The following is a 23,696-nucleotide window of genomic DNA, read 5'->3' as shown; positions in this document are numbered from 1 at the left end:
ACCGAAGACCGAAGACCGAAGACCGAAGACCGAAGACCGAAAATCTGAAATCTTAAAATCGTCAATCTTAAATCTCTAACCTTGGCTTGCTATATTTGAAATCGAATGGCAATAAGTGACGCTACCATACAGGAGATAAAGAATCGCATTGATATTATTGATGTGATAGGGGATTTTGTGAGTTTGAAGAAGGTAGGGACAAACTATCGTGCACTCAGCCCATTTACCAACGAAAAGACACCTTCGTTCTACGTTTCTCCATCCAAGGAGATTTTTAAATGCTTTAGCTCTGGAAAGGGGGGCGATGCTATTTCCTTTATAATGGAGGTTGAAGGCATTAGCTACATTGAAGCATTAAAATACCTGGCTCAAAAATATGGCATAGAGGTACAGGAAGAAGAAATGACCGATGAGCAGATTGAAGCGCAAAATGAGCGCGACAGTCTATTTATTGTGCTTGGCTTTGCTGGAAAATTCTTTCAAGACCAGTTGTTTGAAAACAGCGAAGGTAAGTCCATTGGCTTGAGCTATTTTAAAGAGCGTGGCTTTAATGAGGCGATAATTAAAAAGTTTGAGCTAGGGTATGCGCTCGATGAGTGGGATGGCCTGCTAAAGGCTGCCAAGGCCAAAGGTCATACAGAAGAAATGCTTCTGAAAGCCGGCTTAATTCTAAAGAACGAAAAGAACAGAGTCTACGATAGGTTTAGGGCCAGGGTAGTGTTTCCGATTCACAACGTTTCGGGAAAAACAATTGCTTTTGGCGCCCGAACTCTTCGCACCGATAAAAAAGAACCAAAGTACATTAACTCACCGGAAACGGAAGTTTACCACAAGAGCAATGTGCTTTATGGAATTCACCAGGCCAAACAAGCCATCCGCAACGAGGATATGTGCTATCTGGTGGAAGGCTACACGGATGTGATTTCATTGCACCTTGCTGGGGTAGAAAATGTGGTGGCATCGAGTGGAACATCGCTTACCAAAGAGCAGATTCAGCTAATAAGCCGCTATACCAAGAATATTACTGTGCTGTACGATGGTGATAGTGCAGGTATAAAAGCCTCGTTCCGTGGTATCAATATGATTTTGGAGCACGATTTGGACGTGCACGCGGTGGTATTCCCCGAAGGAGAAGACCCAGACAGTTTCTCCAAAACCATGAGTTCAGAGGCCTTTAAAACCTATTTGAAAGAGCAGGCGCAAGATTTCATTACCTTCAAAACCAATATTCTGACCGATGGAGGGAGGGACAAAGACCCTTCGAACAAGGTTAAAGTAATTCGTGAAGTAATCGAGAGTATTGCGCTCATTCCCGATGGTATCAAGCGTTCGGTTTACATAAAAACTTGTGCCGGTTTGCTCGATATTCAGGAGCAAGTGCTGATAACAGAGCTGAACAAGCTGTTGATTCAGCAGCAACGTAAGGATAGGGATTCCACTAGGCATGAAGAGCAACAAGTGGAACCGCTGCCACCGGTAGAGCAAGAGACACGGAGTGACGTAAAACTTACCTCGTTTTTCGTTGAGCGAGAGTGCTTGCGTATGCTCATTAACTATGGTAATGAAGCTTTTGATGATGAGGTAAGCATTTCTGAATTCATTTTTGAAGAAATAGAGTCCATTCCTTTTGATGATGAGGTGATTGATCGCACCTTAAGCAAAGCTGCCGAACTGGTAGCTGCAGGAAAGAAAATTGAGCCAGATCAGTTTATTGGTCCTACGGATCCTTCAATGAGCCAGTTGGTAATTGACTTATTGGAAATGAAGTACTTTGTGAGCGAAGGGTGGCAAGCTCGCCACCGAATTATGACCATGCACGAATCGGAAGATTTGCCCGATGCAGCTTACAAGATTGTGCTCAGACTCAAGAAGAAAAAGCTAGAGATATTAATCAACGAAAATGACGATGCGTTGAAAAAAACGCAGGATGTTGAGGAACAAATTGAACTTTTAAAGGTTCACAAACACTTAAAAGCATTATTGATTGAAGTAGATACAGAGCTTGGCATTGTGATTCCACGATAATTTTAAAGCCTGAAAGATTCGATTACATTTGCATCGCTTACCTATTACCTATGTCTGAGAAAATTCAACTGAATACCATTGAAGAAGCCATTGAGGCGATAAAAAACGGTGAAGTAATCATTGTTGTAGACGATGAAAACCGTGAAAATGAAGGTGATTTTATCTGCGCTGCAGAAAAGGTTACTCCTGAAATAATCAACTTTATGGCAACGCATGGGCGCGGATTAATCTGTGCCTCTTTGGTAGAAGACAGATGCGAAGAGTTGGGCTTAGACTTAATGGTGCGCAACAACTCTGCGGCTTACGAAACACCTTTCACAGTATCGGTTGATTTGATTGGCCATGGTTGTACTACCGGAATTTCGGCTTCGGACAGGGCTAAAACGGTTCAGGCTTTGGTAGACCCAAATACCCGCCCTGAAGAGTTGGGTAAACCTGGACATATTTTCCCCCTAAAGGCAAAAAGAGGAGGGGTGCTGCGTAGAACAGGCCACACAGAGGCAACTATTGATTTTGCCCGATTAGCCGGTTTAAAGCCAGGTGGTGTACTAGTGGAGATTATGAATGAAGATGGTAGTATGGCCCGTTTACCGGACTTGAAAAAGGTAGCGGACAAGTTCAACCTTAAACTGGTTTCTATAGAAGATTTGATCGAGTATCGGTTGGCCAATGAAAGCCTGATCGAGAAGGATATGTCGATTGACTTACCAACTGAATACGGAGACTTTCATCTTCAGGCCTACAAACAAATTAATACTGGCGAAGTGCATTTGGCGGTAATCAAAGGCGAGTGGGATGAAAACGAGCCTGTACTTGTAAGGGTACACTCTTCGAGTACTTTGGGCGATATTTTTGGTTTTAAACACGATGCTGGCAATCCGATTAAGCATGCATTGCGTATGATAGAAAAGGAGGGCAAAGGTGTTGTACTCTACATGAACCAAAATGCCCGCGGCCAGCGTTTATTGCATGAAATGAAAATTCTGCAGCAAGAAGGTATAACGGAACAACCTTTAAGCAGAAAGTTCGGGGTTAAAATGGACGAGAAAGATTATGGTGTGGGTGCTCAGATTTTGAGAGACCTGAACATTCATAAGCTAAAGCTAATTTCTAATAACCCACAAAAGCGTGTTGGTTTAATTGGTTACGGCCTAGAGATTACCGAATACGTTCCGCTAGAAACGGAATAAACATCTAAGGCCAAAAAAGTGTTATATTAATGTAACATTCAGCCTTGGTGGCGTTAATCCTAGTAATGAAAAGAGCATTACTCATATTGTTTTTTATTCTACCTGCTGTTCTTATGGCGCAGGACTTCCCTCAAAGCCAATGGTACGAGGGGAGCGTAACCCTTGATGATGGTAAAACAAAGAATGGGGTTATTAAATACGATTTGGACGCCAACTCCATTCAGATCGCCATCAATAGCAAGATTGAGACGTATCATGCCAGCCAGTTTTACACCTTCTCGATTATAATGCAGGAGGATAAACTAAAGCGAGACTTTTATGTGTTGCCTTTTAAGAATTCAGCGGGTTATGAGAGGCCCACAATCTTTGAGCTGATTGCAGAGGGAACCAAGTCTCTATTAGCACGCGAATATATAGCAACCACTACGAGTAGCGCAGGGTCTTACAGTGGCTACAGCAGGTATGGTTATCGCTACCCATATTATAATCCATCACCAATGGGGAATACTACGCGTAGGTATTTGGCATTCCGTCTATTTTTAGCCGATGATCAGGGCAATGTTGTAGCCCTTAATTCCAAAAAGTCTGATGTGATAGAGGAGTTAGGCAATCATCAGAAAGAGCTGAAGCGTTTTGTTAAACACGAAAAGTTGAAAGTGGACCGTGTGGCAGATATGGCTAAGCTGGTTCAGTATTTCAATACGCTAGAAAATCTTTAGCTAAATTTTTCTTATTTATTCTTTTCATGCCACCAGATGTTCCGAACTTGGCGGCTCTTAAAAACTCCTTCAATATATGGCAAAGCCCTTAATTTTAGTTTCGAATGATGATGGCATAACCTCAAAGGGTATTCGTGTACTCACGGAGGCAATGACCGCGCTTGGAGAGGTAATTGTAGTAGCTCCAGATAGTCCGCAGTCAGGGATGGGGCACGCCATTACTATTGGTGAACCACTAAGATTAATACCGTCAGATTTGTTTGAAGATATTGGGGTAGATGCCTACAAGTGTTCGGGAACTCCTGCTGACTGTATAAAGCTTGCCAAGCACCATGTGCTTAAGGATAGAACACCCGATTTGGTGGTGAGTGGTGTAAATCACGGCAGCAATTTGGCTGTGAGTGTACTGTACTCAGGAACCATGTCGGCAGCTATTGAGGGTGCCATAGAAGGCCATCCTTCAATTGGTTATTCATTGGCAGATTTCTCTCACGATGCAGACTTTTCTCATACGGTAGAATATATCCAGAAAATTGCCAAAGAGGTTTTGGAGAATGGACTAACAAAAGGAGTAGCTCTGAACGTTAATTTTCCGCCAAAACAAAACCAGAAGATTCAAGGGGTTAAAATATGCAGGCAGGCGAAAGCACATTGGGAAGAAGAGTTCGATCATAGAAAAGACCCTTATGGTAGACCTTACTTTTGGTTGGCTGGCAACTTTGTGAACAACGACAAGGGAGAAGATACCGATGTTTGGGCAGTAGACCATAACTATGTAGCTGTGGTGCCATGCCAGTACGATCTAACGGCCCATCATGCCATTGCCCAGATAAATGATGATTGGGATATATAGTAATAACTTGTGCTTTCTTGCTTGAATGACATTTGATGAAATTTATTCTTCAAAATATTATTTGGTAGAGCGCTCTGTTTATCGCCCTTTCTAGTTTTTTATTTTTAGAGAGTTCCATGGTTTTTATTTTTACATAAGACCGTCCATTATCAGTATATACATGTAAAACTGCCTGCTTGGTTTCTTACCAAATCTTTATGTAGTTTAACGCAATGTTACCCAAGTGCGGTACTTAGCTAAGCGTGTGGTTAAGTGCTAAAATGGAATGGTGCACCTCAACTAAAAAGGAAACTCAACTATCAGATTTGTGGTGCCTAACCATTATTTCAGTTAAGAGGAAAACTGTATTATGGAAAGGTTAATTGCTGACATTAAAAGTGGCAACGAAAGGGCTTTGGCATTATTCGTATCAGAATACCATACCCGTATTTTCAACTACTGCTACACCATTATAGGCTCTAAGCAAGAGGCTGAAGAATTAGCTCAGGATGTTTTCCTCAAAATATGGAGTACTAGAAGCCGCATAGACGAGGCAATGTCGCTAGAAGGCCTTCTGTTTACAATAGCAAAAAATCTTACACTCAATAAGATTCGCGACAATAAGAAACTCCAACAATTAGATTCAATTGAAGAACAAGATTGTTTGGTAGAAAACACTATGGAAGAGGTGCTTTTTAACAACATGCAAGAGGAGTTTAAAAAGCTTGTGAGGTTGATGCCCGAACGCAGGCGCATGATTTTTGAACTAAGTAGATTCGAAGGTTTGGGTAATAAGGAAATTGCGCAAAGAATGGGGATTTCTATTAATACCGTTGAAGGCCAAATGCGGAAGGCCCTCAAGTTTATTAGCGAAAATTCAGAACACATCTTTTTCTTGGCCTTTTGCAGCAGTGCTGTGGCCTAAGAGTCGTTTTATCTCAATATTAACAACTTTTTATTTTGGTTAAATACCCTTGTGAGCTCTCTTATGGGGTGTTTTTACATTTTTGTAAAATTTATTTTAAGCCAGAGTAACGGTTAGCCAAACTAATCTGTGTAATACTATTAGGCAGGCTTAACAATTGCCTAACAACACAGTGAAAGAAAACCCAGAAGATAATAGTGGTGATGTAAAGCAACAGTTAGATGCTTTGGCCAAGAAGATCCTTTCTTCTTCCTCTATTAAGGAGCAGGAAGTTTTGATGAAGGAGCTTTGGGAGCAAACACCGTCACAAAACATACACAATATTGATGAGGAAGGGCTCCAGCGAAAAGTGGTAGCAAAAGCATTGGCTGGCGACAAGCAAAGTAACAGGCCTCCAATAAGAAGAGAAAACATAGGTAGAAGGAGATCAAGGACCAGCGCGGTCATCTATCTGTGTTTATTGCTTACAGTAAGCATCACTGCCTTATTTTATCTTAGAAACAACACATTACCAGAGGAAGATGCCCGCTACACATATACTGAAACAGTAAAAGAAAACCCAAGAGGCATTCGTAGTTCATTCTTTTTGACGGATGGAACTAAAGTGCATTTAAATGCGCAATCTAAGCTTGTTTTTAGAGAAGACTTTGGGCAGAAGGAGCGCAGAGTATACTTGGAGGGAGAAGCATTTTTTGAAGTGGCAAAGGATGCTAGTAAACCCTTTGTAGTAGTTTCAGATAATCTTGTGACCACCGCAGTGGGTACATCTTTTAATGTTAGAGATTATAGAAAAGATCGGGATGCAGCTACATCGCTTGCTACTGGCATTGTTGATGTTTTGCGATTTAAAAACGGTCAACCGGATACCACAAGTAAAGCGGTGCGCCTAATGCCCTCTCAACAACTCACCTATAATAAGTTTAAGCGCGAAATGGAAGTAGAGTCTTTCAATAGTGACTTAACCTTGGCCTGGATGAACAATACCATTCACTTTGAAAACACCGCCTTTAAAAACATGGTGTATGTTTTGGAGCGATGGTATGATGTTGACATCCAGATGGATATAGATGATTTTAAACAAATAATGAATGTAAAAGGTACTGGGAAGTTCACCAACCAGAGTTTAGAGGTTGTGTTGGAGGCTTTGGGCTACTCCATGGGCTTTACCAGTGAGTTTGATAGCAACCGGATAGTAATTAAACCAACCTAGAGAGTATGTGCCTATGATGTGAACCTATATGCTTCAACCGAGCAAAAATGCCGAGCCAATCTACTGCAATAGAGCGGCCCGGACTTAAAATTATGTTTAATCAAACACTAACTAATATATGAAAAAAAACGAACGAGCAGACGTATCATCGTTTGCTAGGTATTTGTTTTTAACCGTTGTGGCTTGCTTGCTTTCTTCAACCAATATGCTTGCATCTGCATCGGCTAACGCCCAAGGCGTACATGACCTTAAAATTGAAATCGAGCTGAAGGAAGCCTCTATTGAGCATGCCTTTGAGCTTATTGAATCGCGAACTCCATTCGAGTTTTTTTATAAGAATAGAGACCTTAGTAATACTGTAAAACTCGATTTGCCAAAGCAAGAGTATGTAGTGGCAGATGTTTTAAAACTTATTGCCAAAAGAGGAAGCCTTAAGTTTAGAAGAGTAAACAATAGCATTTCTGTAAGTGCTGCTAATTCAAATGGAAGCAAAAACGCTCCTGTGATTGTAGAAGAAGTGGAGCGCACAATTACTGGTGTTGTAACTGGTACTGACGATGGTCAACCACTTCCCTTCGTAAATATCCTAATTAAAGGTACTGTGCAAGGTACCACGAGTGATGTTGACGGTAAATACGAAATCACTGTTCCGGGTGAGAGCTCCGTACTTATCTACCGTTTTGCCGGCTATGTTGGTAAAGAGGAAACCGTAGGTAACAGAACGGTAATTAATGTAGAGCTTACTCCAGATGTGAAGAGTTTGGGAGAGGTGGTAGTAACTGGTGTGGCATCTGAAACACCTAAGGAGAAATTATCTTTTACCATTGCAAGTGTTGATTCAGAGGTGCTTACAAAAGCGCCAGCGTCAAATGCAGGTAATGCTCTTGTAGGTAAAATCGCTGGTTTACGCGTTTCACCAAGTTCGGTACCGGGTGCAGCACCAGATATTTTACTGAGAGGTGCAACCAACTTAAGAACATCTAATGGCCCGCTTATTCTACTGGATGGTGCCATATTGGAAGGTAGTCTTTCAGATATTAATGTTCAGGATATCGATAGATATGAGGTACTGAAAGGTGCTTCGGCTGCAACGCTTTACGGTTCGCGAGCAGCAAACGGTGTAATTGCCATTTATACCAAGTCGGGTAAGAACCTAAAGGTTGGTCAAACAGACGTTTTTGTTAGAAGCGAAGTGACAATGGAGCGTTCTTACAAAGATCGTCACCCAGAAAAGGCCAAGTTCCATAACAAGCAGGTAGATGCTAATGGCAACATTATTACTGATGCTGATGGTTTGGCATTAGACGACACACCTTCTATTAATGATAAGCCTTTTGCAGTTTACAAAGATCACCTGGATGACTTCTTTGAGGGCTCAACTTCTTTTAGAAACTATGTAAGGTTGATGAATAGAACTGCAAATGGGAACATGAGCGTTTCGTTCGAGCAGCAGAATGCATCTGGCGGTATTGCCATGCACGATGGTAACACACGTTACAATTTTTCTGCTGGTTTAGATCAGAACTTTGCTGACGTTTTAGACCTAAAGGTTAGATCAAGATACATTTGGGATAAAGATGATACACGCCCTAGAGATATTCAAACTTTGATCTTCGCGTCTCCTGATGCAGATTTCTTTGCTCCTAACGAAGAGGATGGAAGCCCTTACAACTATAATGCTAACTCATTTGTATTAGGCTCTTATTTTAACCCATTCTATCAATTGGCAAACAGAGAGTCTGAAAGAATCAGAAAGCGTTTTATTGCCAGTGTACAAGGAGATGTTCACATAAGCGAGGCGCTTAAATTCACTGGTTTGTTTGGTTTTGATACCAGAGCAGACAATTCTACAGGTTACACAGATATTGGCTATTTGGCGAATGCTAACGGTATACCTGAAGAGGGTGATGTAGATAGAGGCTACTACGAGGAGGTTGCAATGAACGCAAGTGCTGCATTCTCTTACATCAAGCAATTCGGTGACTGGAATTTGAGATCTACATTGAAGTATCAATATGAAGATGACGTTGAGCAGGGCTTTAATATTGATGGAGACTTCTTAGGCGTAGCCGGTTTCGATAACTTCCGTGCTGTAAGAGCCGATACAAGTGGCTTGGGTTACCAATTCCTTTCTGTAGGAGATACAAGACCTTTACAGATTAGATCGGATAGTTATGCTTTAGCCGTTGGTGGTGATTACAAAGACCGTTACATTTTCGACTTTGTAGTACGAAGAGATGGTTCTTCATTATTTGGTGAAGACGAAAGATGGCAGTGGTTTAGCCGTGGTTCACTAGCATGGAGAATTACGCAAGACTTTCAAATTGATGGTGTTGACGAGCTAAAAGTTTCTGCTTCTTTAGGAACAGCAGGGGGAAGACCTGGTTTCAATGATCAGTACGAAATTGCCAATGTAAGTAATGGGTTGATCTCATTCCCGCAACAGTTGGCGAACCCGAATCTGAAGCCAAACATCACCACAGAAGCAGAGTTTACATTGTCATCTCAGTTCTTAGATAAGTTCGACTTACTAGTTTCTTATTCAACTCAAGAAAATAGAGATCAGTTACTCTCGGTACCTGTATCTGTAGCTGCAACTGGTGGGCGTTCTACGCAAATTCAAAATGCGGCAACACTTTCTACCAATACAATTGAGTTTACTTTAGGTTACAAGGCCATTAATAAGGCAGACTTAGGGCTAACCTTCGATTTGGTAGGAGATAGAACTGTTCAAACAATTACTGAATTTAATGCACCACAGGTACTTGCTGGCGGTGCGGGTATTTGGAAAGAGGGCTCTGAGCTTACTCAGATGTATGGTCGTAGATATGCTAAATCACTTTCTGATTTAACAGTTGACGACAACGGAATTGTATTGAACGGGCAGTTTGCTGGCCTTGGGAACACATCTACAATAGATGATTATGAGATCAATGACATGGGTTTTGTAATTCCTAAAGGATCTCAATACACATCAGATGAGCGCGTGGTGCCTTTGGTGAACGAGGATGGTGAAGAAGAGCAAGAGTTACTTATAGGTAATGCTCGCCCAGACCTTAACCTTGGTATTAGAACTGGCTTTAGATTCAAAGCATTCAATATTTACATGTTGTGGGAAACACAAATTGGTGGTGACATCTACAACGCAGGTTTAGCCTCATTGGATAGAGATGGTTTGGGACCAGACTACGATCAAGCTCATAGACCAGAAGGACAGAGACATTATACTTCATTCCGCCAATCAATCTACAATGGTAGAAGGCTAAATGCAGAGTATGTGGAGGACGCTTCGCACGTTAGATTGAGAGAGCTTTCTATTAACTATAATATGACAGCCCCACAATTAGAGCGTATTGGTCTTAAAAATGTCTTTAAGTCAGTTCAATTAAGCTTTATCGCCAACAACGTATTGTTGTTTGCTAAATATAGAGGCTTCGACCCAATGGCTGGAGGTATTAACACGAGATACGATAGCTACACGTTCCCTTTGATTAGGACATTCTCAGGATCACTATCACTTAACTTCTAATCTCTAATTAATTGAATATGAAAAGTATTAAATCATTGAAAAGAATAGGAGCTTGCTTAGCAATTGCGTGCATATCGTTTACGGCTTGCGAGGATTTAGAGGTTGATAATCCGAATGCATTGGACATTAATGGTGTACTCAGTAACCCTGGTGATTATCCAGGACTTGTACAGGGTGCCTATGGCGAATGGTGGAACCAAACCCAAATTTCTTATCCAAACATGTACTTGAGCGTTGCTGCTCAAGTGTTCTCTTCGTCATGGACCAATTTTGCCATGTTCGATGGAGGAAGAATTCCTCCAAGGCCGTTTGTAAACTCGAATACTGCATCAACAGTGTATGTTAACAGAAACCCTTGGAGGGGAATTTACAACTCCATTGGGCCAGTTAACGATGTGTTGAAAGTAATGAATAGCGAGTTTGACGGAAAAGCAATTGACCCAAAAACAGGAGAAGATAACACTGCTTTGGTTTTGGCTAACGCTAGAATGATGCAAGGTTTGGCACTAGGTTGGGTAGCGCTGTTTTTCGACCAAGGATTTATTGTAAGCGAGGACCTTACAGATGAAGACTTGGGTAGCCTGGAGTTCAGTAATTATAAAGAATGTGCTGATGCGGCTGTAGCCAGATTCTTAGAAGCAGCGGCCATTTTTGAAGCTAATCCAGAAACAACCTTAACCGGGTTTAACGGGGTAACCTTGCCAGCAACTGAGGCAGCCAGGTTTGCGCGCTCTTATGCAGCTAAAATTGAGGCTTATTCTGCCAGAAATGCGGCTCAAACAGAAACCGAAACTGACTGGGTGAAAGTACTCGAATGGACTACCAATGGTTTAACAATGGACGTTTCTCCTAATGGAGACGGTGGTAACGATTGGTATACAAGAGCACTAATTCAGGGTCAAGATCCAGGATGGGTGCGCGTTTCTCAACGTATGATAAACATGATGGAAGGTGGTTCTGGAGGTAGAGATATTCAAAACCCTGCCGATACAGATCCTGATCACCCAACAGCACCTTATCCATGGGCAAACGATGTGCTTACTTATCCGGAAATTGAAAATCCGGTAGATCAAAGGTTGGCAACGGACTTCTCTTATAACAACGGTGTGCCGTTTAGGTCAGATAGAGGGTTCTTTGTTTATGGTAACTACAATTATAGCCGATACAATTATTTCAGAGTGAATAATTATGTAGGTGAAATGCCTCACTTCACTGTATCTGAGAATAATTTGTTGAGAGCTGAGGCGCTTGTTAGAACAGGTGGCGATAAGGCTTTAGCAGCGAGCTTGATTAACGAAACACGAGTTGATAGAGGTGGTTTGGCGCCACTAACCGGAACTGAATCTGATGATGAATTGCTTTACGCTATCACTTATGAGCGCTTGGTCGAGTTAAGCTGGAATGCAGCTTGTTCGGGCTATTTTGCCAGAAGAATGACAACTATTGAAGATTTGAAATTGACTCCGGGTACACCTCTTAGTATTCCAATCCCTGCTTCGGAATTAGAGGTGCTCGGTTTACCAGACTACACTTTTGGAGGAATTGGAAACCCAGATGGTTCGGAACCATTTGAGTTTTAGTTAGAAGGATAACCACAAAGGAGTAATCTCTTTGTAGTTAGTAGTTTAGTAAGGATGGCTGGCCCAAAAGGGGCCAGCCTTTTACTTTTCACGAATCATCCATAACTCAACATCAAATCTGTTATTTTTTTGGGGGATCAATTTTACTTCGAGGTTGAATATTACTTGGTCCTTAGAAGCGTATTTTATTTGTAGCTGAGCAAGTTCAATTCCTGACTTATCATCTTTATTTAATAGCTGATAAGTATAGGGTTTTGTGGCTATACTTTCGCGTAGTTGGTTTGATGGGGTGGCCGGAATGATTAATTCTTGGGCTAACACCGACATGAACTTATAGATGTTCTCAAGCGCTTCATTCTTTTCAAGGTTAGAAAATAGAACCGTTTTAATTTCAGTTTTAGACTCCATACCGAAGAATTCATCAGATGACACCTGTGTTCTGATAAGGGTAGGAGAGCCATCACCCTTTAGCTGAATACTACACCTGTACCATTCTTTTTTAAACTGCTTGCCAAACAACGGGTTCTCACCAATGTCAGATGGGGAAATCTGCAATTCAATGATCTTCTTAAACCGTTTAAGGAATTCATAGTATTGGCCACTACTGACCCTTAAAGTATATAGCTCGTTCTCCAATTTTAATAAATGATATTCATTGTTTAAGACAATTAGTACACCATTTACTAGGAGTCTTTGGCTATCATCGCCAATTAAGAACAGCGCTTTTACTGTGGAAAGATTGTCTTTGGTTTTATCGGGTACAGCAAAAGCTCCTGAGCTTTTACTTTCATGGATTTCTACATTTAAAGGTACTATAGCATACATGCTGAGTTCAAAGTGTTCGAAGTTCTTAATATTGAGCGTGTTGAGAATGTCAGCAGTGTTTTTTTCGTAGGCTTCTTTTAGCCCTGTAGCTGCTTTATCCAATCTTTCAGAGAATTCAGTATCACTTAATATTACATTTTGAGAGGGGAGAATTGCCTTGCGAAAGTATGTTTCAAGCACTGATTTACTGGGTAGTGCCGAACTAGAGCTGTTTTGAATGTCTTGCAATAACTGGTTGCCGACAGGTTTAAAGTTGTCAAGGTTTTGGGCTTGTGTTTGAAGCGAGGCAATAAACAGCAGGCTTGTGAACAAGTGTTTGAATGTTGTTTTCATTTTGCTTTGAGGTATTTGATAATGATAAAGTAAAAAGTATGGGGGCTGCACACTAACGCCCCCACTGCCATTAATAGGCAACTCCACCTCAAAGCATATGGAGTATGCTTTGAGGCTAACCAACTACTTAACCAACACTTTTACTCTTTCCTTTTTCTTCTGATTAAGTGTGTTGAAGATTAAGGTGCCATCTGGAGAAATAATATATGGTTGCTGTCCAACTAGGAGGTTGTCGAACATATCTGATTGTGTAATGCTCTTACTTGCTAAATCTATCTTAGCAATTTTCCCAGCAGCCATAAGCTCATCAATCCTAACAGTAGTTGTAATTACCGAATTTCCCCAACTGTCACTTGAAGTATGGACGCCTTGTTCTAAACCGCTAGGGATAGACCTAATGAGTGCGTACACTGAACCGTTTGCTTCAATGATGTCTGAGTCCAAATGAATGGCCGATTTGCCAATTATTCTTACTGCATCATTATTATCTCCTTCCATACCATCAATCATATAAGTGGTCATAAGGTCGCCTGATGAAGAAAGGTGGAGTATAAGTGTAGTGATTGGATCTCTACGGCTGCTGACAGAAAGCATGTAGCTACCGTCTTTCAGCTTTGTGATAGTCTCAATACTTATTTCGTAGAACTTTTTGAATTTATCCTTTGCCTTAGGCGGCTCTACTATCGATGCTTCAATTTGATCGATAGCTATTAATTTAGAAAACTCAAGTTTATCTGTGATTTTGTGAATCACTAGCCCGATATTCTTTCTGTTCCCACCTTCATAATAAGGACCAACTACAAATTGAGCTTCACCATCTTCAAGTATTTCCATTTCAGCTCCTGGTTGTTGGCTTTCTTTTTGAGCTAGTGGAAGTTCAATTTTATTGAGCACATTACCCTGATAGTCCATCAGAATGGCGGCACGGTTGCTGTCATTTGAGGAACTCATGGAAACCAAGTTCAATACACCGTAATCGGTTTGAGCGTAGGTAAGGCCAATTGGTGCCTTCATTGGGGTAATTACTTTATTGTCCCAGGTTTGTGTTGCCATATCGAAAACTCCAGAGATGTACTCACCGTCTGATGTGGCCATAAGGCCAGCAATAAATGCTTTGCCATCCATAGGGATGTAGTTAATGTCTCCGGAAAGAGTCCTGCCAAGTTTGGCGGTTTTCCTGGTTTGATAGTGCTGGTTGTCAACTCCGTCTTGTATTGCGAAGGATACGAAAGGCCAAAACCGTTCTTCAAGTCTGGTTTGCTCGCCTTTTTTAAACTTATAGCCTACCCAAAGTCCGTTGACATAGTTGTTTTCGAACTCACCCATGTTAAGTTTGGGATTTCCGGCTAGTACTGTCTTTCTAAAAAAACCGAACTCCTTTCCTGCCAGATTATTCGGGTCTTTATCATCTGTTAATTTGGGTTCTACTACCAAGTTGTATTTAGCCAAATTTGCTGCGTTGTAGGCTTCTTCAGTGGTGGAGGTAACGTTCCCTGAATTGTCTACTGTAAACTCAATAAATTTTAGACCTTCCTTTTTATCTTCATAAACATAGAAGTTATGTGTTGCTGTTTTATCCGAGTTCCAATAGGTGCCAGCATTAAGGAGTTCTCCCTTTTTTGCCGCTTTCCCTGCTTCTTTGCTAAGGGGTAGGTCTACTTCTTTGATTTCTATTTCCTGAGCTTGAGCTACTGAAGCTAAGACCAGAAGTGATACGACTATTCTTAATAGGTTCTTCATGGTTCGTAGCTTAATTGGTGGCAAGATTTCCTGAACTGTTTCCGTCCTGGCTCAAATCGAGCTCAGAAACGTGAATCGAAAATTTTCCACTGCAACTGACGGTTTTCGTTACATTGGATGAGATGTAGTGATCATTCAGTTGAATGTCTGAGTAAGCAAAAGTGATGATGTCTCCAGCTACTGTTACCTCCATACTGCCAGTTGTTTCAAAGGCATCAGAAGTGAAGACAGGATACCAAACTTGTGTGCCATCGTTCATTTGTGTCCAAAACTCATCGGTCTGAATTTCTGCTGGATCATTTGAGTCGTCTTGAAAGTGTAGGGTTGTGCTTGAACTTGGCAAGCCATTTATTCTAATGGCAATACTAGGTACACCCGTGTTTAACGACTCTCGTGCCGTGAACTCAAGTTGAGGGCCATTTTTGGCAAACGTGTATATACTTAGCTGCTTTTTCTGCCCATCGGCTGTTAAGGTATTATTTTCAATATTACCTGTGTTTCCGGGCGTTTCTGGGGTTTCGTCTTCGCTTGGTGAGTTGTCACAAGCAAATACGGTGAAACATAGTGCTACTACTAAAAGTAGCTTAGTTCTTAATAGTTTGTTCTTTGTTTTCATTGCTTTGAGAAGTTTTGTTATTCCAAAGTTCTCTAAGCTCAAAGCTTTAATCACTCCTTGCTTTCGGTGGTTTTTCTCACGGTTTTTGGGTAGGGATTAGAGCGAACCATCCTTAATACACCGACAGGTCAAATAGTCGGTTTGTCCATCCCAATCTTTTCTATAAGTAAGTTTAGCCTCGTTTGTAGCACCGGGTTCTACTACTAAAACGCCAAAGTGTCCGGGAGGTGCATCGGTAATCCAAAAAAGTGCTCGATCACCATTTAGCCTTAAGCCTCTTTCGGAGCTAATATGGTCATTGGCTGTATAATAGCCCGATTTATCTCGGAACAGTTCTAAAGATTCGAGACTAGGGTTAGGGGAAAAATTAATTCCATTGTTTACTTTTTGATGGGTTGAAAATGGTTTGATAATGTTTATGATATCATCAGAAGAGGGGATTCTCCAACCTGGTGGACAAAGATTCCTCAGTGCTTTTCTGCTATAAAAAGCCAATCCATATTTTGAATAGGCTATCGTGTTTCTAGGAGCACCGTCATAGGCTAGGTTTTGTGTGAACATGGTTACGAGCTTATTGTTATATGTTCGTAAGGTTGCAGTATTATAGACCGTCCCGTCCCGGGGGTCTTTAAGTTTTCCTCGTGAAATCACAGGATTAATTGGGCGGTTGAAATAGTTCTTACCCTTATTAAGAATAAAGTACCCGCCTTCATCATAAATACCGTAGTCATTTTCATTATGAACCAACTCTCCATTTCGCGCTGTGTATAGTTCAACTCTCCCAATAGGAACAAAATCCTCTCCATCCACCAAGAGCTTTTCTGCTTTTATCAGCTGTGTTCCTTCCATATAGTCTAGACTTACTTTGGCTTGGGCTCTTTCTAGTTCAATTTTACCCCACGGAAAATAAGTTAGATAGCCCCCCACAATATATTCTGATCCTTCTTCAGGCATTCGAATGGAAGTAATACTATCCAGTACAAGTCTGTTGTTTTTGAAAAAAGAAGAAAGAATAAGGTCAGAATGATCTACCTGATATTGACCATAGCCAGTTTTTTTGAGTGATTGGTCTAAACGACCCTTGTACAAAAGCCTTTTAGAGTCTCTGAATTCATAGATTTTATCAGGTACAATTAATTGGTCGTTTTCGAACCGCGCAACAATTTTACCCAGTTTGGGGATATCGATAACTGCGGAATCATCGTGGCGTTTGAAGTCAGGAGTGATTTTAGATTTATAGCCGTATGGAGTATTCTCTGATTTCGGAACAAGAATTCTGGAAGGTTTACCATTTTCATAGAAAATGACATCCCTCGGAACACCCTCATAACGATCTGTTTTGAAACGGAAAGCTCCTTGAGCTATGCCATTCTTGAATTCAGCCTCTATATACTCCGAAGGCTTGTTTTTTACATTGAACCATTTACAGCCATCAACAAAATAGATATTACCATAGCCATTTGGAATGCCGTTTTTTAGTGTTCCTTTAAATACAAGGTTTCCGTATTGCATTGTGCCCTTCCATGATTCACAATTCCCTTCCAGGCAAATGCCCGAAGCATTGAGTTGTATGTTTTTTGGGGTTATGGTTGGAGTGAAAGAGCAAAGTTCTTGGGGAAGCCCGTCAGAGAATTTGTTTTGAAATGTTCTGGAACCGCTGTACTCTATATGGTTGAGCAAACCTGTTTTGGGATCGAATTGCAAGATGACCAATCTTGAAAGCTTTAGGTCTATTGAGTTGATATAGGTGGTTTGATTGGATGTTGGACAAACGAAGTTTTCAGATTCACAGAGCGCACTTTTAATTTCGGAATAGGTGGATTTGCCAAAAAATGTAAGTTGCTCTTTCTTTTGCTTCGGTTGGGTTATTTTAAAATACTTGACCTCGTAGCCAGAGGTTTCTAGTTCATAATAGATTTCGCTTTTACTTTCTTTTTGACGCTTGTTTGGAAGCTTCTTGTCGGGTACGGGAAACATTGTATAGAACTCTTGTTTCCTCTTTTCTGTCAGGTCTTCTTCCAAAAGAGAAATTAGGTAGCTTACTTCTTCTGGATACTCAACGACATCGGTTAAATGGTTTTGGGCAAGTGCTGAGCTTGTACAGCCTATCATGAGGCAGGCCAAGACTAATTTAAAGTATTTCATTGCTTTGAGGATTTTTGTGCATTCAAAATTCTCATCTTTCGTTCAGTATTTCACTCCTAGGTTTCGGTGGTTTTTCTCATGGTTTCTGGGTAGCTATGGTGTCTTGTCGTTGTGTGTTTGAGGCTTTTTAAAATGCATTTGAAATACACTAAAGTGTGTCTGTTGCTTTTACTTTCCATCCTGATTAATTATTTTCAAAGAGACTCAGCATCGGTTACTAATTTTTATCACCTCAAAGCGACTTGTGTCGCAGAAACTTTGACCAATGAAAAAGAGATTCGATTGGCTAGTGCTTGTCTTATGCCTGTCTGTGCCGCTGAGTTTACATGCTCAGTCCGATAGTCTTCACACAGTTTTAAACAATGCCTTAAAGGAAAATGTAACCATGGACGTTGTGAATGGCTACAAGCAGTTGGGACGATTTTATGAAGCGAACCTGAACTACGATTCTGCCTTTTATTATTATGGTTTGGAAGGAGAGTATATCAAAGATCAGTATGATGGGGTAGCCTACGATACGCTTATTGGTAAGGTATATATGGACTTCGGCTATGTGTATCTATATCAGGAAAATAGTGAAATGGCCGGTAAATATTTGGACAGCGCGGAGCTGGTGTACAAAAGGGCAGAGAGTATTGGTAATGTCACTAGAGTGTTGAACAATAGGGGGATGATGCTCAATGATATGAATGAGTTTTCGCTCGCAGTGGAGTATCTATTAGAGGCGCTTGATTATGCTAATAATAATGATGAGGTAAGTAATAAATCCTCAGTATTGAACAGTGTGTATATTAATATTGGTAATAGCTACATTGGTTTAGAAGATTGGGAAAACGCTGTAAAGTATACCAAGTTAGCCGCCAAGTATAGATCACCAGTTCAAATCAATAATGGTCATGTCCATATCAACTTAAGCAGTGCATACTTAAACTCAGATTCACTCGATTTAGCGTTGAAAGAGGCTCGTATTGCCGGGGCAATTTATGATAGTGCCACTTTTGTATATGGCAAAATAGGTGCTTTAAACAACATTGGGCAGGTATATCTTAAGAAGAAGGAATACAGTACGGCTAACGAATACTTTGAAGAAGTTATTAGACTTTCAAATGAGTTTCAATATCCTTTGGGCTTTATAGAGGCATGGGTGAACAGAAGCGAGATATTTGGAGTGAATGGTGAATACGATAAGGGAATTGCTGAAATGCTTAAAGCAGAAGAACTATGCAATCAATACAACGATAAGCTTTACTTACGCGCTGTTAAGGAAAATTTGGCTGAACTGTATAAGCAAAAGGGAGACTATAAAAATGCATTACTAGCATATGAGCAATTTAAAATGCTCAACGATTCATTGAAAAACGTTGAGAAGACTAAAAGCGTAAATAACCTTCTTATTAAATATGAAACCGCTGAGAAGGACCTCGAAATTCAAACTCAGAAAACCACGATTGCTTCAAGAAATACGCAGGTTACTTTGCTAGTATCCAGTTTAGGGCTGATTCTGTTAGGTGGCACGCTTTTTTATAACCGAAATAAAGCAAAACAAAAGCAGCAAATGCAAGCTGCTATTATTGAGGAAAAGGAGCGGGGTTTAGAGGCCGTTGTACAAGCCACAGAAGAAGAGCGAAAGCGAATTAGCAAAGACCTACACGATGGCATAGGCCAACAACTCAATGCGCTTAAACTGGGTTTGTCTTCTGTTGAAAAGAAAGTTGATGGTGACCTGAAAAGTGAGCTTTCACATATTACTAGCCAGTTTACTAAATCTGCAGACGAGGTGAGGCAAATTAGCCACCAAATGATGCCAAGAGCACTAATGGACGATGGACTTGTTAAGGCTGTTGAAGACCTACTTAGAAATACCTTTCAATACACTGAAATAACTTATGATTTTGAACATCATAAGATGGAAGATCGGTTAAATGAACGCATAGAAATAAGCATGTACCGAATTTTGCAAGAATTGCTTAGCAATATTATTAAACATTCAGAGGCCACAAAGGTGAATGTACAATTGATTAGATTGAAAGATAAGTTGAGCCTTTTGGTAGAAGACAATGGTAAAGGTTTTGGTAATGCGAATAGTAACGGGCATGGACAGATGAATATTCGAAACAGGCTAGATATGATAAAAGGAACCGTGAACTACGAGCCAAGTGCCGAAAGTGGAGTAGTGGCTGTAATAACTGTACCGTTGTAGTATGAGTGAAGAAAAACACATTGTAATTGTAGACGACCACCAGATGATAATCGATGGTCTTTCTAGAATTATAGCAGAAGAGCATAGGTTTAAAGTGCTTTCTACTTATGTCGATCCAAAGGAGGCTTTGCAGAAAGTACCAATATTGAAGCCAGATGTGCTGCTTGTAGATTTGGAAATGCCAGGTTTGAATGGTTTGGAACTAGTGAGCCAACTTAAAAAGACCATGCCCGAACTGCGAACAATCTTACTGACTATGCACTTGGATTATGCAACGGTAAAAAAGGCTATGGAAATAGGCTTCGACTCTTACATTTTGAAAAACCTTGACGAAACGGAGTTGAAAATTGCCCTAAATAAGGTGGTGAAAGGGCAGAAGTATTGGAGTGCTTCCATTACTGAGGTGCTTAATAATACCTCTAAGATTATAGGGAAAGAACGGTTTTCTAAATTGGCCAGCCTTACCAATCGAGAAACAGAAATTCTAAAGCTGATTGCTGAAGCCCACTCTACAAAGCAAATAGCTGAAGAGCTTTTCATTAGTGTATCAACAGTGGAGACTCATCGTAAATCAATTATAAAAAAATTGGATGCCACTAATGTGGCAGGACTGGTAAGAATTGCGGTTAGTGAGGGTTTGGTAGATTAATTACCCTATCAACCCAATTTCTTTGGCATGATCAAACGCCTCGCTGCTGTGTTTAAACTGCTTGGTGGGTATTTCTAGTGCTTCTATTTGGCTCAAGGTGCCTTCCGTTTCATTCCAATGATTGTGCTTTACACCTCGAATGTATACTGCCTTTATCTGGCCTGGGTAGGTAGCTACAATTTCTAAATATATCTGTGGGTCGTGTTGCCCATTATCGCCTAGCAGTACGAATTGCTGATTTGGGTAAAGCCGAAGTATCCTTTCAATCTTATCTACTTTGTGCCGGTGACTTCCGTAACCCGATTTGAAGAAATCAAGAAAGCTATCTTTAAGCTCTTTTAGCAGTAAAACACCCTTTGGGAGTTCATGTATTTGGTTAAAGTTCACCAAAAATTCATACAGATTCCATTCGCTACTCGACACATAGAAAAACGGGTTTTCTGACTTTGAATGACCATTGCTCAATGCCTTGTAGAATTTTACAACACCCTCTACAGGCTTTCTAGTATTCGCATTTTTGGTCAAGAGTGTAAAAAGCTTTTTCGGCTTTTTAGTTACATGCGAAACTAAAAAGGTATCATCAATATCGGAAATCAGGCCGTGTTCAAAGGCTTCTGTAATGAGTATTTCTGATTTTACATTAACCCTTTCCTGTCCGTCTACCAGTGTTTCTTTTAGTTCGTAGCTTACTTGGTGCCATCCGGTTGATAGGCCGTGCCCTTCAATCTCCAAATCGAAAAAGCCTTGATCGTTGGTCTGTGTGTTGTAATGTTTTCCATTTACAGTTATTTCAACTTTGGCTTTGGCCACTGTTTTTACCAAAAACATTTTTAGCAGCGCAATAAAGTTCTGCCAGGCCGAAGCTTTCTTTTTAGGCTTGTTCAATGCCATGCCTTGAAATACGTGCCCTTGTAAATGGCACTTTTGGCTATTGCCAAAACCACGATAAACCAAAAGAAAGGGGTAATCGACAAATCGGAATCGACTTTTCCACCATTTTTCAAACAAATTGCCCCTAATTGGTGCTTCTTTATAGGAACTCCACTCTGGGTGAGCTGAAATCATATAAATTAAGGTAATAATCTTTTCTACATGAGTAAAATACTGTTCGTCATTAACCCCATCTCTGGCGATAGAGATAAAGAAGACTACATACATGAAATAGATTCTTGGGGCGAAAGTTTAGGTTTATCCATAGAAAAGTGGGAAACCACTGGTGAAGATGACGAGAAAAAACTCAAAAAAGTGATTGCTGATGCTCAGCCAGAAACCGTTGTTGCGGTTGGTGGAGATGGTACAGTAATGCTTTGTGCCGAAGTGGTAAAGGACACTGATGTGGCTTTGGGGATCTTACCGGGTGGTTCGGCCAACGGAATGGCCACAGAAGTTGAAGTACCAGATGACATACGAGGCGCATTAGCGGTAATAGCCCAAGAAAAGACCGTAATGGCAGATATGCTGCTTTTTAATGGGAAGGATTATGGGTTGCATATTAGCGATGTTGGTTTGAATGCTGGTTTGGTAAAGGATTTTGAAGAAGGTGAAAGGCGTGGCTTCTTAGGTTATGCCAGTGGTGTGGCTTCTCAACTGTTAAACCTTAAAACGTTTAGAGCAGAGCTAGTGCTTGATGACCAAATAGTAGAAGAGCAAGGGCATATGATTGCTTTTGCTAATGCCAGAAGGTACGGTACAGGCGCTATTTTAAGTAACCAGGGTAGGGTAGATGATGGCGTTTTTGAGGTGTATGTGCTTAGAGAACTTAGCTTACCTGGCTTGGCTGGACAGTTTTTCGATCATTTAGATGAAGCAGATTCTTACTTTGAGGTGTACCGAACAAAAAAAGTTACAGTAAACCTAAAGGATCCACAGCCTTTTCAGATTGATGGAGAAACCAAACCGGAAAGCACCAAAGTAACCGTTGAGGTTTTACCAAAATGCCTGAAGCTGATAGTAGGAGCAGACTACTAGTTTAGACTTGGGTCTTGGTATGGCGCAGCTTTTAGGCTTTTTGAAGAGAAAACCAAGGCCTGAACAATGATAGCCAAACAGATTACCAAAACCATTTCTAATTGAGAGTTACTTATGCTACCACCAATAATACGTTCGGAGCGATCCATTAATGAGGCACCCTCGGTGGTTTGAATTTGCGAAAGGGCAGATAAATGGGTAATGGCAGACTTTGTTGGTTGGGCACTTTGAGTGCTGAATTTATTATTTGCCAAAGTGCTTTCATCAAGTATTTCAATCTCACTTAGGCTTTTCTTTAATGCATCGAAATGTTTGGCTTCTTCCTCAGTTATGTAGGTTTCTTCATAAAGCGCTATCAGTGCATTTCGCTCTGCAGCCAAGGTTTTAATCTCCTGTATGGTTTGGGCAGAGGCTTGGGCATCCAGTAGCTCATCGTGGCGTTGAAGGTTGTCGTAAAGCTTAAAAATATAGCTTTCAACCAAAAGCCTGTCTTGGTAAATGGACGCTATCGAATCTTCTAGCTGCTGAAAGTTTCTTCTTTCAGACAAGTTATTGATTAAAACTAAGCCCATAACCGCAGCCAAAATACCCGCTGCAGTCATTTTTTGGCGAATGCTATACGTCCATTTCATGTTTTACTCCCTCTAAGTTCTGTTGTTAAGTTAATGAAAGAATGAAACATATCTATTCTAAATGTTTTGAACGCAACCTTTCTATGTTGTAGTTTTTAAAGCTGAGGTTACAATCCCACTGTTTAGTGGGGGCAAAGGTACTTCTGCCAGAATATTGGTTAACCTAAGTCTAGTTTTGAGAACTAATTACTAGAACATAAACACAATTGGAAGCATTATCTTACTACGAACGGCCTGCCCTCTTTGTGTAGCAGGAGTCCATTTGGGCATTGATTTAACCAACCTAAGAGCTTCTGCATCTAATGAAGGGTGCACACTTCTTATTACTTCGATATCTTTAAGTTTACCATCTTTCTCTACAATGGCTCTAAGGAACACTTTGCCCGATATATTGTTTTTAAGTGCATCCTTTGGGTATTTTAGGTTCTCTTGTAAGAATTTTGCAAGCTCCTTGGTTCCTCCAGGATATTCAGCTTTCGTTGTGACAATTTCAAATTGTTCTTCTTCAACCGACTCTTGAGCACTAAGCCCAATGGTTAAGAAAAAACAGATAAGTACTAAAATTGATGCTCTCATAA

The 23,696-nt window shown here is 40.7% G+C and carries 18 protein-coding genes; 11 read left to right on the top strand and 7 right to left on the bottom strand.

Annotated features, from left to right (window positions below):
* Window positions 1-105 precede the first annotated feature (105 nt).
* The 8 genes from dnaG (at window position 106) to BMW98_RS15950 (ending at window position 12,010) form a co-directional block, all read left to right on the top strand.
* Window positions 106-2,025 (top strand): DNA primase, encoded by a 1,920-nt coding sequence (dnaG, locus tag BMW98_RS15985; RefSeq protein WP_090259754.1) that lies wholly within the window; start codon window positions 106-108, stop codon window positions 2,023-2,025.
* Between the two features lie 50 nt (window positions 2,026-2,075).
* A complete protein-coding gene (gene ribB, locus BMW98_RS15980) occupies window positions 2,076-3,215 on the top strand; it encodes a 3,4-dihydroxy-2-butanone-4-phosphate synthase (protein ID WP_090259752.1) in 1,140 nt (379 codons plus the stop codon).
* 65 nt (window positions 3,216-3,280) lie between these two features.
* A complete protein-coding gene (locus BMW98_RS15975; RefSeq protein ID WP_139177612.1) occupies window positions 3,281-3,934 on the top strand; it encodes a hypothetical protein in 654 nt (217 codons plus the stop codon).
* A gap of 76 nt (window positions 3,935-4,010) precedes the next feature.
* Window positions 4,011-4,787 carry a 5'/3'-nucleotidase SurE gene (gene surE, locus BMW98_RS15970; protein WP_090259747.1) on the top strand — a complete coding sequence of 259 codons (777 nt, stop codon included), beginning with the start codon at window positions 4,011-4,013 and terminating at the stop codon, window positions 4,785-4,787.
* A gap of 349 nt (window positions 4,788-5,136) precedes the next feature.
* Window positions 5,137-5,691: an RNA polymerase sigma-70 factor gene (locus tag BMW98_RS15965; RefSeq protein ID WP_090259745.1), complete on the top strand. Its 555-nt coding sequence runs from the start codon at window positions 5,137-5,139 to the stop codon at window positions 5,689-5,691.
* A 157-nt stretch (window positions 5,692-5,848) separates the two neighbouring features.
* Window positions 5,849-6,901, top strand: a complete 1,053-nt coding sequence (locus tag BMW98_RS15960) for a FecR family protein (protein WP_090259743.1) — start codon at window positions 5,849-5,851, stop codon at window positions 6,899-6,901.
* Window positions 6,902-7,019: 118 nt separating this feature from the next.
* Complete coding sequence (locus tag BMW98_RS15955; protein WP_090259742.1) at window positions 7,020-10,430, top strand: SusC/RagA family TonB-linked outer membrane protein; 3,411 nt, start codon at window positions 7,020-7,022, stop codon at window positions 10,428-10,430.
* 17 nt (window positions 10,431-10,447) lie between these two features.
* Window positions 10,448-12,010, top strand: a complete 1,563-nt coding sequence (locus tag BMW98_RS15950; RefSeq protein ID WP_090259740.1) for a RagB/SusD family nutrient uptake outer membrane protein — start codon at window positions 10,448-10,450, stop codon at window positions 12,008-12,010.
* A gap of 81 nt (window positions 12,011-12,091) precedes the next feature.
* Here the strand turns inward: BMW98_RS15950 and BMW98_RS15945 are convergent, their stop codons facing one another.
* The 4 genes from BMW98_RS15945 to BMW98_RS15930 all read right to left on the bottom strand — a co-directional run bounded on the left by BMW98_RS15945 (window position 12,092) and on the right by BMW98_RS15930 (window position 17,669).
* A complete protein-coding gene (locus BMW98_RS15945; protein ID WP_090259738.1) occupies window positions 12,092-13,168 on the bottom strand; it encodes a hypothetical protein in 1,077 nt (358 codons plus the stop codon).
* A gap of 123 nt (window positions 13,169-13,291) precedes the next feature.
* A complete protein-coding gene (locus BMW98_RS15940) occupies window positions 13,292-14,908 on the bottom strand; it encodes a hypothetical protein (protein WP_139177610.1) in 1,617 nt (538 codons plus the stop codon).
* Between the two features lie 10 nt (window positions 14,909-14,918).
* Window positions 14,919-15,524, bottom strand: coding sequence for a hypothetical protein (locus BMW98_RS15935; protein WP_090259734.1), 606 nt, complete (start codon window positions 15,522-15,524; stop codon window positions 14,919-14,921).
* Window positions 15,525-15,620: 96 nt separating this feature from the next.
* Window positions 15,621-17,669 (bottom strand): FISUMP domain-containing protein, encoded by a 2,049-nt coding sequence (locus BMW98_RS15930; RefSeq protein WP_121505200.1) that lies wholly within the window; start codon window positions 17,667-17,669, stop codon window positions 15,621-15,623.
* Between the two features lie 265 nt (window positions 17,670-17,934).
* Between BMW98_RS15930 and BMW98_RS15925 the strand changes: the two genes are divergently transcribed.
* Both BMW98_RS15925 and BMW98_RS15920 read left to right on the top strand, forming a co-directional pair.
* Window positions 17,935-19,869, top strand: coding sequence for a tetratricopeptide repeat-containing sensor histidine kinase (locus BMW98_RS15925; protein WP_090259730.1), 1,935 nt, complete (start codon window positions 17,935-17,937; stop codon window positions 19,867-19,869).
* Window position 19,870: 1 nt separating this feature from the next.
* A complete protein-coding gene (locus BMW98_RS15920) occupies window positions 19,871-20,518 on the top strand; it encodes a response regulator (protein WP_090259728.1) in 648 nt (215 codons plus the stop codon).
* Here the strand turns inward: BMW98_RS15920 and BMW98_RS15915 are convergent, their stop codons facing one another.
* Window positions 20,519-21,583, bottom strand: coding sequence for an App1 family protein (locus BMW98_RS15915; RefSeq protein ID WP_162844592.1), 1,065 nt, complete (start codon window positions 21,581-21,583; stop codon window positions 20,519-20,521).
* Window positions 21,584-21,610: 27 nt separating this feature from the next.
* On the opposite strand from BMW98_RS15915, the gene BMW98_RS15910 reads away from it, so the two are divergent.
* A complete protein-coding gene (locus BMW98_RS15910; RefSeq protein ID WP_090259727.1) occupies window positions 21,611-22,486 on the top strand; it encodes a diacylglycerol/lipid kinase family protein in 876 nt (291 codons plus the stop codon).
* On the opposite strand, the gene BMW98_RS15905 is transcribed toward BMW98_RS15910, so the two are convergent.
* Both BMW98_RS15905 and BMW98_RS15900 read right to left on the bottom strand, forming a co-directional pair.
* The gene (locus tag BMW98_RS15905; protein ID WP_090259724.1) at window positions 22,483-23,118 is read right to left on the bottom strand and encodes an MCP four helix bundle domain-containing protein; all 636 of its coding nucleotides are present in this window, start codon (window positions 23,116-23,118) and stop codon (window positions 22,483-22,485) included. The genes BMW98_RS15910 and BMW98_RS15905 overlap by 4 nt on opposite strands.
* A 189-nt stretch (window positions 23,119-23,307) precedes the next feature.
* Window positions 23,308-23,694, bottom strand: a complete 387-nt coding sequence (locus tag BMW98_RS15900) for an energy transducer TonB (protein WP_090259722.1) — start codon at window positions 23,692-23,694, stop codon at window positions 23,308-23,310.
* Window positions 23,695-23,696: the final 2 nt, after the last annotated feature.

Origin of the sequence: Roseivirga pacifica (genome assembly GCF_900111145.1) — a bacterium.
In the GTDB taxonomy this organism is placed as follows: Bacteria; Bacteroidota; Bacteroidia; order Cytophagales; family Cyclobacteriaceae; genus Roseivirga; species Roseivirga pacifica.
The sequence above is the reverse complement of the archived record's forward strand: the minus strand, read 5'-3'. Positions and strand labels throughout refer to the sequence as shown.

Bases quoted from the DNA above. Each gene is read 5' to 3' on its own strand.
- BMW98_RS15905 (WP_090259724.1), bottom strand. From the start codon at position 23,118: ATGAAATGGACGTATAGCATTCGCCAAAAAATGACTGCAGCGGGTATT.
- BMW98_RS15915 (WP_162844592.1), bottom strand. From the start codon at position 21,583: ATGATTTCAGCTCACCCAGAGTGGAGTTCCTATAAAGAAGCACCAATT.
- BMW98_RS15930 (WP_121505200.1), bottom strand. From the start codon at position 17,669: ATGAAATACTTTAAATTAGTCTTGGCCTGCCTCATGATAGGCTGTACA.
- BMW98_RS15935 (WP_090259734.1), bottom strand. From the start codon at position 15,524: ATGAAAACAAAGAACAAACTATTAAGAACTAAGCTACTTTTAGTAGTA.
- BMW98_RS15920 (WP_090259728.1), top strand. From the start codon at position 19,871: ATGAGTGAAGAAAAACACATTGTAATTGTAGACGACCACCAGATGATA.
- BMW98_RS15955 (WP_090259742.1), top strand. From the start codon at position 7,020: ATGAAAAAAAACGAACGAGCAGACGTATCATCGTTTGCTAGGTATTTG.
- dnaG (WP_090259754.1), top strand. From the start codon at position 106: ATGGCAATAAGTGACGCTACCATACAGGAGATAAAGAATCGCATTGAT.
- BMW98_RS15900 (WP_090259722.1), bottom strand. From the start codon at position 23,694: ATGAGAGCATCAATTTTAGTACTTATCTGTTTTTTCTTAACCATTGGG.
- BMW98_RS15950 (WP_090259740.1), top strand. From the start codon at position 10,448: ATGAAAAGTATTAAATCATTGAAAAGAATAGGAGCTTGCTTAGCAATT.
- BMW98_RS15925 (WP_090259730.1), top strand. From the start codon at position 17,935: ATGAAAAAGAGATTCGATTGGCTAGTGCTTGTCTTATGCCTGTCTGTG.
- BMW98_RS15940 (WP_139177610.1), bottom strand. From the start codon at position 14,908: ATGAAGAACCTATTAAGAATAGTCGTATCACTTCTGGTCTTAGCTTCA.
- BMW98_RS15975 (WP_139177612.1), top strand. From the start codon at position 3,281: ATGAAAAGAGCATTACTCATATTGTTTTTTATTCTACCTGCTGTTCTT.
- BMW98_RS15910 (WP_090259727.1), top strand. From the start codon at position 21,611: ATGAGTAAAATACTGTTCGTCATTAACCCCATCTCTGGCGATAGAGAT.
- BMW98_RS15965 (WP_090259745.1), top strand. From the start codon at position 5,137: ATGGAAAGGTTAATTGCTGACATTAAAAGTGGCAACGAAAGGGCTTTG.
- ribB (WP_090259752.1), top strand. From the start codon at position 2,076: ATGTCTGAGAAAATTCAACTGAATACCATTGAAGAAGCCATTGAGGCG.
- BMW98_RS15945 (WP_090259738.1), bottom strand. From the start codon at position 13,168: ATGAAAACAACATTCAAACACTTGTTCACAAGCCTGCTGTTTATTGCC.
- surE (WP_090259747.1), top strand. From the start codon at position 4,011: ATGGCAAAGCCCTTAATTTTAGTTTCGAATGATGATGGCATAACCTCA.